This window comes from Streptomyces sp. NPDC053076, assembly GCF_044546845.1.
In the GTDB taxonomy this organism is placed as follows: domain Bacteria; phylum Actinomycetota; class Actinomycetes; order Streptomycetales; family Streptomycetaceae; genus Streptomyces.
The window spans coordinates 23,109-35,321 of the sequence record NZ_JBITZL010000010.1; the positions used below are offsets into that span (position 1 = coordinate 23,109).

Below are 12,213 nucleotides of genomic sequence, written 5' to 3' on the forward strand. Positions count from 1 at the left end.
GGAGCGGCGGCATGCGGGGGATTCTTCGGCACCCGGTCCGGCGCGTGGAGCGGGTGGGCCTGCGCACCGGGCTGAGGTGGAAGCTCAGTGCGGCGATCGCGCTGGTGGCCGGTCTGGTGGCGATCGTGCTGAGCCTGGTCGTGCACAACGCGGCCCGGGTCTCGATGCTGGACAACGCACGCGAGCTGGCCAACGACCGCCTGCTGCTGGCCCAGCGCAACTACGAGCTGAACCGGGGGCCCGTCTTCCCGTACGTCAAGGTCGACGATCCGCAGTTGCCGGACGGGCTGCGCGAGAGCGTCGAGCGGGGCCGCCGGGTCAGTGACGTCTCCCAGCACGGCCGGCAGCCGGACATCTGGGCGGCCGTACCGGTGAAGGACGGGCGCGTGTTGTCCGTGCACATCCATCTGCCGGACCGCAGCGTCGACATGCTGAAGGACCTGGACCAGGCCCTGGTCATCGGTTCGGTCGCGGTGGTGCTCGGCGGCAGCGCGCTGGGCGTGCTGATCGGCGGCCAGCTGTCCCGCCGGCTGCGCAAGGCGGCAGCCGCCGCGAACCAGGTGGCCAAGGGCGAGACCGACGTCCGGGTGCGGGCGGCCATCGGCGGGGTCGTACGGGACGAGACCGACGATCTCGCGCGGGCGGTGGACGCCATGGCGGACGCGCTGCGGCAGCGCCTGGAGGCCGAGCGGCGGGTCACCGCCGACATCGCGCACGAGCTGCGCACCCCGGTGACGGGTCTGCTGACGGCCGCCGAGCTGCTGCCGCCCGGCCGGCTCACGGAACTGGTCCTGGACCGGGCGAAGGCGATGCGCACGCTGGTCGAGGACGTCCTGGAGGTGGCCCGGCTCGACAGCGCCTCGGAGCGGGCGGAGTTGCAGGACATCATGCTCGGCGAGTTCGTCGCGCGCCGGGCGGCGGCCAAGGATCCGGACATCGCCGTACGGGTGGTGCACGAGTCGGAGGTGACCACCGATCCGCGGCGGCTGGAGCGGGTGCTGTTCAACCTGCTGGCCAACGCCGCGCGGCACGGCAGGCCGCCGATCGAGGTCACCGTGGAGGGCCGGGTCATCCGGGTCCGCGACCACGGTCCCGGCTTCCCCGAGGAGCTGCTCGCCGAGGGGCCGAGCAGGTTCCGCACCGGCAGCAAGGACCGCGCCGGGAAGGGCCACGGGCTGGGGCTGACCATCGCGGCCGGCCAGGCCCGCGTACTCGGCGCCCGGCTGACGTTCCGCAACGTACGGCCCGCGGGGGCGCCGGCCCACATTCCCGCGGAGGGCGCGGTGGCCGTCCTGTGGCTGCCGGAGCACGCCCCGACCAGCACCGGCAGCTATCCGATGCTGCCGCCGTCGGGCGGCAACTAGAGCCGGTGGTCCGGCGGCACGACAGGCTCCCCTTGGTCCCGCAGTACGACGGGCTCCGCTTGGTCGGGCGGTAGCCCGGGGCCCACTTGGACCCGCGGTACCACCGGCTCCCCTTGGTCCCGCAGTACGACGGGCTCCGCGGTCACCCGAAGTCCTTGGAGAAGTCCAGTTCCGCGCTGCGCTCGGTCAGCGAGTACCAGTTGCCGTTGTCGTCCCGGAAGATCGCCTCGATGCCGTAGGGCCGCTCCTTCGGCTCCTGGAGGAACTCCACCCCGCGCGCCCGGAACGTCTCGTAGTCGCCCCGGCAGTCGTCCGTGTGGAACGCGCCGGCCCCCAGCACCCCTTTGGCGACGAGCTTCTTCAGCGCCTCGGCGGACTCGGGGTCCAGGCCGGGGCCGTCCAGGCTCATCAGCGCCAGTTCCACGCCGGGCTGGTCCTTGGCGCCGACGGTGACCCAGCGCATGTCGCCCATGGCGAGGTCGCTGCGCACCTCGAAGTCCAGCTTCTCGGTGAAGAACGCCTTCGTCCGCTGCTGGTCGTTGGTCCATACGGTGGTGATGCCCAGGCCCTTGATCATGGCTGCGTGCTCCTGTCGTGCGGCTGCTGTTCCTGCTCGTCACCGTAGGCAGGGCCGGGCTCGGCGCGCTTCTTCGATGTTGCGGTGTTGAAACCGCCGGCCCAGAGCATGGCGTAGCAGCCGGGTATGAGGGCGGCGCCGTGGCCCACGTGCTCGGTGCGGTACGCGCTCGGGGTGAGGCCGGTCCGGGCCTTGAAACGGGCGGAGAAGGTGCCGAGGCTGCTGAAGCCGACCAGGGTGCAGATCTCGGTCACCGTGAGATTGGCGCTGCGCAGCATCTCCTCGGCGCGCTCGATCCGCCGGTGGGTCAGATACTGGCCGGGCGTCTCGCCGTACGCCTCCTTGAAGGCGCGCAGGAAGTGATAGCGCGAGTACCCGGCATGTGCCGCCACCGCGTCCAGGTCGAGTCCCGGGTCGGCCCAGTCCCGGTCCATGGCGTCCTTGGCCAGACGCAGGCGCCGGATCTTGTCCATGGGCCGATGGTGCCACGGGCCTGTGACATCGACTCGGGCACCGACTTCGGCATCGCCCCTGAAACGGCTCCGGCATCGGCGCCGACCGGCGCGAACGGCTCAGTGCCGGGTGTTCGACCGGCGTCCTCGGGGCGGGGAAAAGGCCGAAGGCCCCGGGGCGGACACCTACCGGGGCCTTCGCGAGCTCGGGGAAGGATCAGACGGCCTCGACCACAGCCGTCGGCGCCGTGTCGGAGCCGTCGGCCGAGGGCTTCTGCGGCCCGCCCTTCAGCGGCACCTCCTTGACGAACAGCGCCGCGATCAGGACCGGCACCGCGATCACGGCGCCGAGCAGGAACGCGGAGTGCGTGCCCGCGGACACCGCGTGCTGGTACGCCTCCCGGGCCGCGGCCGGCAGCTTCGCCAGGCTCGCCGCGTCCAGCTGCGCCGACTTCTCGGTGACGCCCTTGCCCAGCGCGCCGGCCCGCTCGGCCATGACGTCCTGGACCCGGTGGTTGAACAGGGCGCCCATGATGGCCACGCCGAAGGAGGAGCCGAGCGTGCGGAACAGGGTGGTGGACGAGGAGGCCACGCCCATGTCCTTCATCTGCACGCTGTTCTGCGCGACCAGCATGGTGATCTGCATCAGGCAGCCCATGCCGGCACCGACCACGACCATGTAGAGGCCGGAGGTGAGGCGGGTGGTGTCCGTGTCCATGAGGGACAGCAGGTACAGCCCGATCACCATCAGCACGCCGCCCACGATGGGGAAGATCTTGTACCGCCCGCTGCTGGTGGTGATCCGCCCGGCGATGATGGAGGTCACGAGCATCGCGCCGAGCATCGGCAGGAGCAGCAGACCGGAGTTGGTCGCGGAGGCGCCCTGCACCGCCTGCTGGTACAGCGGCAGGAACAGCGTGGCGCCGAACATCACGAAGCCGGTGATGAAGCCGATGAGCGACATCAGGGTGAAGTTGCGGCTCTTGAAGATGTGCAGCGGCAGGACCGGCTCGGAGACCCGGGTCTGCCAGAAGACGAACCCGATCAGCGCGGCCACACCGATGCCGATCAGCTCCATGATCCGCGCGGAGGTCCAGGCGTACTCGGTACCGCCCCAGGTGGTGACCAGCACGATCGAGGTGATGCCGACGGTCAGCAGTACGACACCGAGGTAGTCGATGCCCGCCTTGGACCGCTTCCTCGGCAGGTGCAGCACGGCCGTGACCAGCGCGAGGGCGACCGCGCCGAGCGGCAGGTTGATGTAGAAGGCCCAGCGCCAGCCCCAGTTGTCGGTGATGGTGCCGCCGACCAGCGGGCCGCCGATCATGGCGAGTGCCATGACACCGGCCATCAAGCCCTGGTACTTGCCCCGCTCCCGGGGCGGGATCAGGTCACCGATGATCGCCATGACGCCGACCATCAGACCGCCGGCACCAAGACCCTGCACGGCCCGGAACCCGATCAGCTGGCCCATGTCCTGGGCCATGCCGCTCAGTGCCGAACCGATCAGGAAGATCACGATAGAGCTGAGGAAGGCACCCTTACGCCCGAACATGTCACCGAGCTTGCCCCACACGGGGGTGGAGGCCGCGGTGGCCAGGGTGTAGCCGGTGACGACCCAGGAGAGGTGCTCCAGACCGCCCAGTTCGCCCACGATCGTCGGCATCGCCGTGCCCACGATCATGTTGTCGAGCATCGCGAGCATCATCGCGATCATGAGTGCGAGCAGCACCACTCGCACACTCCTGGGCTGTTTGCCCTGCTTGCCTTCTTCGACCGTGTCCGCCATCGTCTTCCCATTTCCCCCTGCGACATACTTACTTGCCGCCCGGCTAGTGCTCACTAGACTAGGAAAGTAGACGCGCTACTAGCCGGGCGTCAAGTAAGTTTCCGCCGGAGCGCGAGGAGTACGAGGATGGGCGTCACCATGGACGGCACCAAGCAGCAGCGCCGCGGCAACACGCGCCAGCGCATCCAGGACGTCGCGCTCGAACTCTTCGCGGAGCAGGGCTACGAGAAGACCTCCCTGCGGGAGATCGCCGAGCGACTCGACGTCACCAAAGCAGCCCTGTACTACCACTTCAAGACGAAGGAAGAGATCATCGTCAGCCTCTTCGAGGACCTGACGAAGCCGATCGAGGAACTGATCGAGTGGGGCAGGCAGCAGCCGCACACCCTGGAGACGAAGCAGGAGATCCTCCGCCGTTACAGCGTGGCGCTCGCGGGCGCGGAACCGCTCTTCCGCTTCATGCAGGAGAACCAGGCGACGGTGCGTGAACTGCGCATCGGCGACACCTTCAAGGACCGGATGCGCGGCCTGCGGGACATCCTCATCAATCCCGAGGCGCAGCTCGTGGACCAGGTGCGCTCGGTCAGCGCGATGTTCACGCTGCACGCCGGAATGTTCGTGATGCAGGACCTGGAAGGCGACCCCGAGAAGAAGCGCGCAGCCGTTCTCGAGGTCGCCTTGGACCTGGTCAAGCAGGCGCACGAGCACGCCCGCGACACGGCCTAGGTCAGACCGTCACGCCCTTGGCGCGCAGGAACGCGACCGGGTTGACGGCGGAGCCGTAGTTCGGGGTGGTACGGATCTCGAAGTGCAGGTGCGGCCCGGTGGAGTTGCCGGTGGAGCCGGACAGGGCTATGTGCTGGCCGGTCCGCACGATCTGACCGATCCTGACGTCGATCCGGGACAGGTGCGCGTACTGCGAGTAGGTGCCGTTGCCGTGCTTGATGACGATGGCGTTGCCGTACGCCGGGCCGTCACCCGCACCGTTCGGGCCGGCCTTGACGACGGTGCCGCCGTGCGCGGCGATGACCTCGGTGCCGGTCGGCACGGCGAAGTCCTGACCGCTGTGCTTGGCGACCCAGTGGCTGCCGGCCTGCATGAAGCTGGCGGACAGCGTGTACTTCTTCACCGGGTCGACCCAGGAGGCGGCGGACGGCGCCGCGGCGCTCGCGACCCCGGTCCCCAGCACGGCCGTGGCGCCGATTCCGGCAGCCAGGACGGCCACGCGGTTGCGCTGCGAGGACGTACGGGTGGAGCGGGACGTGAAGCGTCGGAACATCGTGACCTCGTGAACTCGGAGACAAGTCGGCCACCCGGCGCACAGACCTTCGTCCGGAGCGGCCATCCCTTGGTAACCGAGCACGGCATCAAGCCCAAAACGGCCCAACTACGGCACCAAGTAGTAGATGACCGCGAAACCAACGGCATTCTTGACAGTCGCGCCCCGCACCCGACAAGCCTCTGACGACGTCATTCTCCCCCATGACCCTCCAGGCCCTAGGTCCACATTTCGCCCGATTTGCCCGCCTGACTGATCCCACTATCAGGGCTAGTACCGGACATTTCGCCTGTGCCGCTTATCACCGGCGGGTCGAACCGGCGGCCAAAGAAATGTGACGCAGCCCTCTAGGCGCCTACCCTCCAGTAACCCTACGGTTCCCCTCGCGCCACTCTCGCCACAGATCATGCCCCTGACATTCAGGCCGCGTACGGACATGACGTACGGACGTGAGAGGACCCTCACCGATGACCACACGCCCCTGGGCGCGCCGCATCTCCGCGAGCGCCGTATCCGTGGCCGCCCTGGCCGCGCTGGCCGCCCCCGCCCAGGCGGCGGAGGCGGCAGGTAGCACGACCACCGCGGTGGCCGCCGGCACGGCCGCGAAGGTCGACCACGCCACCTGGCAGAAGGACTGCCAGGCGGTCATGGACCAGGCCCTGCCGTACCTGAAGAACCGCATCGCCGCCGCCGGGCCCGGCGAGAAGCAGGCGATCGTCTTCGACATCGACAACACCACGCTGGAGACCGACTTCGGCTTCAGCTACCCGCAACCGGCCAACAGGCCCGTACAGGACGTCGCCCGCTACGCCCAGGACCACGGCGTCTCCCTCTTCTTCGTCACCGCCCGCCCCGGCATCCTGTACTGGCCCACCGAGTACAACCTCGAGCACGACGGCTACGAGGTCTCCGGCCTCCACGTCCGCGGCCTGTTCGACCTCTTCAAGGACGTCGCCGCCTACAAGACCGCCCAGCGCGTCGACATCGAGAACGACGGCTACACGATCATCGCGAACATCGGCAACAGCGCCACCGACCTGTCGGGCGGTCACGCCGAGAAGACGTACAAACTCCCGGACTACGACGGACAGTTGTCGTAACGCTCCCGGCGCCGACGGGTTCTCTCACCGCGGTCGGCCGCCCGCTCGGGGCAGCCCGGCCGGACGGCTGGGAGTACCGGGCCTCGCGCAGCGGGTGCGCGGCGACCAGGGCTGCGAGCTGGGGTACGAGGACGGCCCTGACGGTGGGCCTCGTGGCCGGGCGCGGCCGTGTACGGGGCGACGGACACCGAGGTACGCGCCCCGTGCACCCGCCCTGCGCCTTCCGAGACGGCACCCGGGGACAACGGAAGGGGCCGGTGCCCCAAAGGCACCGGCCCCTTCCTTCGGCCGTCGGCAGGGCGCTTACGCGTCCTTGCTCAGGTTCGGCCCGGCACCGCCGGCCGCCTGCTCGATCGGCGGGACGTCCGGCAGCGCCGACTTCTCCTCACCCCGGAAGGTGAAGGTCTGGGCGTCGCCCTCGCCCTCGGTGTCCACGACCACGATGTGACCGGGACGCAGCTCGCCGAAGAGGATCTTCTCCGAGAGCGTGTCCTCGACCTCGCGCTGGATCGTGCGGCGCAGCGGACGCGCGCCCAGCACCGGGTCGTAACCCTTCTTGGCCAGCAGCTCCTTGGCGGACTGGGAGAGCTCGATGCCCATGTCCCGGTCCTTCAGGCGCTCGTCCACCTTGCCGACCATCAGGTCGACGATCCGCAGGATGTCCGCCTGCGTCAGCTGCGGGAAGACGACGACGTCGTCGACGCGGTTGAGGAACTCGGGGCGGAAGTGCTGCTTGAGCTCGTCCGACACCTTGTTCTTCATGCGCTCGTAGTTGGTCTTCGTGTCACCCGCGGCGGCGAAGCCGAGGTTGAAGCCCTTCGAGATGTCCCGCGTGCCGAGGTTGGTCGTCATGATGATGACCGTGTTCTTGAAGTCCACGACCCGGCCCTGGGAGTCGGTCAGGCGACCGTCCTCCAGGATCTGCAGCAGCGAGTTGAAGATGTCCGGGTGGGCCTTCTCCACCTCGTCGAAGAGGACGACGGAGAACGGCTTGCGGCGGACCTTCTCGGTCAGCTGGCCGCCCTCTTCGTAGCCCACGTAGCCGGGGGGCGAACCGAAGAGACGCGACACCGTGTGCTTCTCGCTGAACTCCGACATGTCGAGGGAGATCAGCGCGTCCTCGTCACCGAAGAGGAACTCGGCGAGCGCCTTGGACAGCTCGGTCTTACCGACACCGGACGGGCCGGCGAAGATGAACGAGCCACCGGGACGCTTCGGGTCCTTCAGACCGGCACGCGTACGACGGATCGCCTTCGACAGCGCCTTGACGGCGTCGACCTGGCCGATGACCCGCTTGTGGAGCTCGTCCTCCATGCGGAGCAGGCGGCTGGACTCCTCCTCGGTCAGCTTGAAGACCGGGATGCCGGTGGCCGTGGCGAGGACCTCGGCGATCAGCTCGCCGTCGACCTCGGCGACGACGTCCATGTCGCCGGCCTTCCACTCCTTCTCCCGCTTGGCCTTGGCGGCCAGGAGCTGCTTCTCCTTGTCGCGCAGGGAGGCGGCCTTCTCGAAGTCCTGCGAGTCGATCGCGGACTCCTTGTCCCGGCGGACGCCGGCGATCTTCTCGTCGAACTCGCGCAGGTCCGGCGGCGCGGTCATCCGGCGGATACGCATCCGGGAGCCGGCCTCGTCGATCAGGTCGATCGCCTTGTCGGGCAGGAAGCGGTCGGAGATGTAACGGTCGGCCAGGGTGGCGGCCTGGACCAGTGCCTCGTCCGTGATGGAGACCCGGTGGTGCGCCTCGTACCGGTCGCGCAGGCCCTTGAGGATCTCGATCGTGTGCGGCAGGGACGGCTCGGCGACCTGGATGGGCTGGAAGCGGCGCTCGAGGGCCGCGTCCTTCTCCAGGTGCTTGCGGTACTCGTCCAGCGTGGTCGCACCGATGGTCTGCAGCTCACCGCGGGCCAGCATCGGCTTCAGGATGGAAGCGGCGTCGATGGCGCCCTCGGCGGCACCCGCACCGACCAGCGTGTGCAGCTCGTCGATGAACAGGATGATGTCGCCGCGGGTGCGGATCTCCTTGAGCACCTTCTTCAGGCGCTCCTCGAAGTCACCGCGGTAGCGGGAGCCGGCGACCAGGGCGCCGAGGTCCAGCGTGTAGAGGTGCTTGTCCTTCAGCGTCTCGGGCACCTCGCCCTTGACGATGGCCTGGGCGAGACCCTCGACGACGGCGGTCTTGCCGACGCCGGGCTCACCGATCAGCACCGGGTTGTTCTTCGTACGGCGGGACAGCACCTGCATGACCCGCTCGATCTCCTTCTCGCGCCCGATGACCGGGTCGAGCTTGGACTCACGAGCGGCCTGGGTGAGGTTCCGGCCGAACTGGTCCAGGACGAGAGAGGTCGAGGGGGTGCCCTCGGCCGGGCCGCCGGCGGTGGCGGTCTCCTTGCCCTGGTAACCCGAGAGCAGCTGGATGACCTGCTGCCGCACCCGGTTGAGGTCTGCGCCCAGCTTGACCAGGACCTGGGCGGCGACGCCCTCGCCCTCACGGATCAGGCCGAGCAGGATGTGCTCCGTGCCGATGTAGTTGTGGCCCAGCTGAAGGGCCTCGCGGAGCGACAGCTCCAGGACCTTCTTGGCACGGGGTGTGAAGGGGATGTGCCCGGACGGGGCCTGCTGACCCTGCCCGATGATCTCCTCCACCTGCTGGCGGACCGCCTCAAGCGAAATGCCGAGGCTCTCCAGGGCCTTAGCGGCGACACCTTCGCCCTCGTGGATGAGACCCAGGAGGATGTGCTCGGTGCCGATGTAGTTGTGGTTGAGCATCCGGGCTTCTTCCTGAGCCAGGACGACAACCCGCCGCGCGCGGTCGGTGAACCTCTCGAACATCGTTAATCGCTCCTCAGAGCGGTCAGGCAGTGGGGGGAACTTCCCCTCCCTGTCCTTCCGCAGCTTAGTCCCGCAAGCGGGGACCGCTCATTCCAACTGCCGACACCGTCGATGGCCTCCTGACCCCGAACGCCGACATATGCTCCAACCCGATGGTGCGAGACGATGTTCCCGCAGGCCAGGCAGTTACCCCACTCGCCAGTACGCCGATGGCGAACGTGAGACGGCCCGTACTGCGTGTCGCCCCCTCCCACTAGGCATGTCTTACCCGCGGGGACGGAGACTCCATGCCGCGCGCACCGGTTCGCTCCGCTACGGGCGAACAACCTTGCGCCTCCCCGGACCCCCACGCGCCCCCTCTTCCGGCACTCTGCGCAGCTGATGGCGCACCCAGCGTAACCCGAACGCCACTGCGGCGGTTGGACTCGGCATGGTCGGCTCAGTCCCCATGACCTCCACGGTCCCCCTCCCCCGTCGTCCCATCGACCCGGACGCCCGGGCCCGGCACTGGTACGAGAACGGTCTGGGCTGGCCGACAGTGCCCGGCCGGCCGCTGCGGCTGCTCACGGGAGTGCGGTTCGACGTGCTCGACGTACCGGCCGAGGCGGGCGCGAAAGCGCTCCGGCATCTCGCACCGGGCTCTCCGGTCATCCTTCGGGGTGACCGGATGGAGCTGCTGGTGGCCCCGGGGAGCGCGGAGGAGCTGCCCGGACTGCTCGACTGGCTGGAGTGGGGAACGGTGCCCCTGGACCTGCGGGTCCTCGGGCAGAACGGCACGCTGGAGGCGCCGCCACCGCCCGCAGGGACCACTACCGCACGGCTCACATCCGTACAGCACGCACCCGCACGGCTCGCACCCGCACAGATCGAATCCGTACGGCTCGAATCCGTACGGTCTGATTCCCCGGGGGCCCGCTCAGCGCGCGTCGAACCCGCGCGGGCCGCTTCCGTTCAGGGGGCCGTGGCCGGTGTGTGGCTGCGGCCCCCCGGGCCGGGAGGCGAGGTCGTGAATTCGCTGCCGGCCGTACCGGCCATGCCGGCCGGGTCGGGCGTGGGGCGCGAGGGGACCGCCCCCGATCTCGTACGACTGGTGGACACGGTGGCAGCGCAGTGCCACCGGGCCCGGCTGTGGAGCAACCGCGCCGGCAATCCCGCCGACCGGCGGAATCAGCCGTTGGCCTTCTCGTATGCCTCACGAATCGACGCGGGAACACGGCCGCGGTCATTGACCTCGTAACCGTTCTCCTTCGCCCAGGCGCGGATCGCCGCGGTGTCCTGGTTGCCGCCGGAAGCGGCACGCGCCTTTCCACGCCCACCCGAGGCACGGCCGCCGGTACGACGCCCGCCCTTCACATAGGGATCAAGAAGGCTGCGCAGCTTGTCCGCATTGACGGTCGTGAGATCGATCTCGTACGTCTTGCCGTCCAGCGCGAACGTCACGGTCTCGTCCGCCTCGCCGCCGTCGAGGTCGTCGACAAGAAGGACCTGAACCTTCTGTGCCACCGTATTTCCTTTCATCGATAACGTTGAGGGCCAGGGGTGTGCGGCGTCCGCCGTTTCGCCGCCCCTGTTATATGCAGTACTGCAGTACGTCGGAAAGCAAACCGCTTTTGCCGGAAAAACACAAACCCTCGGGAGTGACTCAGCGGACCGCCCGCGTCCGGAAACATGCGCGTTTCGGACATAGGGAACCTGGGCAATGACGATCACAGATGCAGAAGCATCCGACTGTTGCCCAAGGTGTTCGGCTTCACTCGTTCGAGACCGAGGAACTCGGCGACGCCCTCGTCATAGGAACGCAACAGCTCCGCGTACACATCGGTGTCGACCGGCGTCTCCCCGATCTCCACGAAGCCGTGCTTCCCGAAGAAGTCCACTTCGAAGGTCAGGCAGAAAACGCGTCGAACGCCGAGCCAGCGTGCGGTCTCGAGCAACTTCTCCAGCAACTGATGACCGACGCCGGCGCCCTTGAGGCCGGGCTTCACCGCCAGAGTGCGGACTTCCGCCAGGTCCTCCCACATGACGTGCAGCGCGCCGCAGCCGACCACCTCGGCGTTGTCGTCGCGTTCCGCGACCCAGAACTCCTGGATGTCCTCGTAAAGCGTGACCGTGGCTTTGTCGAGCAGGATGCGGTCGCGGACGTAGGCGTCGAGGAGGTGGCGCACGGCCGGGACATCGCTGGTCCGGGCCCGCCGGACGGTGATGGCTTTTGCGGAGACTTCGGGACGCTCTGCTGACATGAGCGGACGCTATCGCCCGTCCGCGCCCCGCGCCGAGCCGGGGTTCTCCTCTTGCCGGGCTTCGGGAGCTTCTGGTTGCCGCGCCACGGGGGCTTCCTGTTGCCGGGCCACAGGAGCTTCCCGGGTTTCTTCCGGACCCTGGACGATGCGTACGGCGTCCCTGAGGGCCTGGCGCTGTTCGTCGCTCATCATGCCGAAGAAGGCGACGAGAGCGGCGGCCGGGTTGTCGCTCTGTGACCAGGCGTCGTTCATCAGGGCGGCGGCGTACGCGGCTCGTGTCGACACGGCCTCATATCGATAGGCCCGGCCTTCCGCCTCACGGCGCACCCAGCCCTTCTGATGGAGATTGTCCAAAACGGTCATCACGGTGGTGTACGCGATGGAGCGTTCCTGCTGGAGGTCTTCCAGGACTTCTCGAACGGTCACCGGGCGGTTCCACTTCCACACCCGCGTCATGACCGCGTCTTCGAGTTCTCCCAATGGGCGAGGCACAGCTCAGAACAATAGTGGGAGATCCCGGCAATGGCGTGCCGGACGTGCGCTAGAGCTGCAAACGCGAACAAAAAGGGCGTACGACTCGGAA

12 protein-coding genes are annotated in these 12,213 nt (G+C 68.4%); 4 read left to right on the forward strand and 8 right to left on the reverse strand.

All coding sequences use genetic code 11. From position 1 onward, the window contains the following. Positions 1-11 precede the first annotated feature (11 nt). Positions 12-1,364, forward strand: coding sequence for a two-component system sensor histidine kinase CseC (gene cseC, locus ACIGYR_RS32530; RefSeq protein WP_399606715.1), 1,353 nt, complete (start codon positions 12-14; stop codon positions 1,362-1,364). Positions 1,365-1,506: 142 nt separating this feature from the next. Here cseC and ACIGYR_RS32535 read toward each other — a convergent pair whose 3' ends face one another. From ACIGYR_RS32535 to ACIGYR_RS32545, 3 genes are all read right to left on the reverse strand, one after another. After that, positions 1,507-1,941: a VOC family protein gene (locus tag ACIGYR_RS32535; RefSeq protein ID WP_399606713.1), complete on the reverse strand. Its 435-nt coding sequence runs from the start codon at positions 1,939-1,941 to the stop codon at positions 1,507-1,509. Beyond that, positions 1,938-2,414 (reverse strand): helix-turn-helix transcriptional regulator, encoded by a 477-nt coding sequence (locus tag ACIGYR_RS32540; protein ID WP_399606710.1) that lies wholly within the window; start codon positions 2,412-2,414, stop codon positions 1,938-1,940. Before ACIGYR_RS32540 ends, ACIGYR_RS32535 begins: the two co-directional genes overlap by 4 nt. Before the next feature lie 196 nt (positions 2,415-2,610). Further along, a complete protein-coding gene (locus ACIGYR_RS32545; RefSeq protein WP_399606708.1) occupies positions 2,611-4,182 on the reverse strand; it encodes an MDR family MFS transporter in 1,572 nt (523 codons plus the stop codon). 126 nt (positions 4,183-4,308) lie between these two features. On the opposite strand from ACIGYR_RS32545, the gene ACIGYR_RS32550 reads away from it, so the two are divergent. After that, positions 4,309-4,908 carry a TetR/AcrR family transcriptional regulator gene (locus ACIGYR_RS32550; protein ID WP_399606706.1) on the forward strand — a complete coding sequence of 200 codons (600 nt, stop codon included), beginning with the start codon at positions 4,309-4,311 and terminating at the stop codon, positions 4,906-4,908. A 1-nt stretch (position 4,909) separates the two neighbouring features. On the opposite strand, the gene ACIGYR_RS32555 is transcribed toward ACIGYR_RS32550, so the two are convergent. Then, positions 4,910-5,461 (reverse strand): M23 family metallopeptidase, encoded by a 552-nt coding sequence (locus ACIGYR_RS32555; protein WP_391847742.1) that lies wholly within the window; start codon positions 5,459-5,461, stop codon positions 4,910-4,912. A gap of 467 nt (positions 5,462-5,928) precedes the next feature. On the opposite strand from ACIGYR_RS32555, the gene ACIGYR_RS32560 reads away from it, so the two are divergent. Next, on the forward strand, positions 5,929-6,561 hold the full coding sequence (locus ACIGYR_RS32560) for an HAD family acid phosphatase (RefSeq protein ID WP_399606704.1): 633 nt from the start codon (positions 5,929-5,931) through the stop codon (positions 6,559-6,561). A gap of 303 nt (positions 6,562-6,864) precedes the next feature. Here ACIGYR_RS32560 and ACIGYR_RS32565 read toward each other — a convergent pair whose 3' ends face one another. Continuing rightward, positions 6,865-9,390, reverse strand: a complete 2,526-nt coding sequence (locus tag ACIGYR_RS32565) for an ATP-dependent Clp protease ATP-binding subunit (RefSeq protein ID WP_391847740.1) — start codon at positions 9,388-9,390, stop codon at positions 6,865-6,867. 448 nt (positions 9,391-9,838) lie between these two features. Here ACIGYR_RS32565 and ACIGYR_RS32570 point away from each other — a divergent pair, with 448 nt between their 5' ends. Continuing rightward, a complete protein-coding gene (locus ACIGYR_RS32570; RefSeq protein WP_399606700.1) occupies positions 9,839-10,627 on the forward strand; it encodes an SCO3374 family protein in 789 nt (262 codons plus the stop codon). Here ACIGYR_RS32570 and ACIGYR_RS32575 read toward each other — a convergent pair. The 3 genes from ACIGYR_RS32575 to ACIGYR_RS32585 all read right to left on the reverse strand — a co-directional run bounded on the left by ACIGYR_RS32575 (position 10,558) and on the right by ACIGYR_RS32585 (position 12,086). Continuing rightward, positions 10,558-10,893, reverse strand: a complete 336-nt coding sequence (locus ACIGYR_RS32575) for an Lsr2 family protein (protein ID WP_201840919.1) — start codon at positions 10,891-10,893, stop codon at positions 10,558-10,560. The two genes, ACIGYR_RS32570 and ACIGYR_RS32575, sit on opposite strands and share 70 nt — an antisense overlap. Before the next feature lie 203 nt (positions 10,894-11,096). Beyond that, positions 11,097-11,630, reverse strand: a complete 534-nt coding sequence (locus ACIGYR_RS32580) for an amino-acid N-acetyltransferase (RefSeq protein WP_061929704.1) — start codon at positions 11,628-11,630, stop codon at positions 11,097-11,099. Positions 11,631-11,639: 9 nt separating this feature from the next. Next, complete coding sequence (locus tag ACIGYR_RS32585) at positions 11,640-12,086, reverse strand: BlaI/MecI/CopY family transcriptional regulator (protein WP_391847738.1); 447 nt, start codon at positions 12,084-12,086, stop codon at positions 11,640-11,642. Positions 12,087-12,213: the final 127 nt, after the last annotated feature.

Bases quoted from the DNA above. Each gene is read 5' to 3' on its own strand.
- ACIGYR_RS32555 (WP_391847742.1), bottom strand. From the start codon at position 5,461: ATGTTCCGACGCTTCACGTCCCGCTCCACCCGTACGTCCTCGCAGCGC.
- ACIGYR_RS32580 (WP_061929704.1), bottom strand. From the start codon at position 11,630: ATGTCAGCAGAGCGTCCCGAAGTCTCCGCAAAAGCCATCACCGTCCGG.
- ACIGYR_RS32565 (WP_391847740.1), bottom strand. From the start codon at position 9,390: ATGTTCGAGAGGTTCACCGACCGCGCGCGGCGGGTTGTCGTCCTGGCT.
- ACIGYR_RS32570 (WP_399606700.1), top strand. From the start codon at position 9,839: ATGACCTCCACGGTCCCCCTCCCCCGTCGTCCCATCGACCCGGACGCC.
- ACIGYR_RS32540 (WP_399606710.1), bottom strand. From the start codon at position 2,414: ATGGACAAGATCCGGCGCCTGCGTCTGGCCAAGGACGCCATGGACCGG.
- ACIGYR_RS32545 (WP_399606708.1), bottom strand. From the start codon at position 4,182: ATGGCGGACACGGTCGAAGAAGGCAAGCAGGGCAAACAGCCCAGGAGT.
- ACIGYR_RS32535 (WP_399606713.1), bottom strand. From the start codon at position 1,941: ATGATCAAGGGCCTGGGCATCACCACCGTATGGACCAACGACCAGCAG.
- ACIGYR_RS32585 (WP_391847738.1), bottom strand. From the start codon at position 12,086: ATGACGCGGGTGTGGAAGTGGAACCGCCCGGTGACCGTTCGAGAAGTC.
- ACIGYR_RS32560 (WP_399606704.1), top strand. From the start codon at position 5,929: ATGACCACACGCCCCTGGGCGCGCCGCATCTCCGCGAGCGCCGTATCC.
- cseC (WP_399606715.1), top strand. From the start codon at position 12: ATGCGGGGGATTCTTCGGCACCCGGTCCGGCGCGTGGAGCGGGTGGGC.
- ACIGYR_RS32550 (WP_399606706.1), top strand. From the start codon at position 4,309: ATGGGCGTCACCATGGACGGCACCAAGCAGCAGCGCCGCGGCAACACG.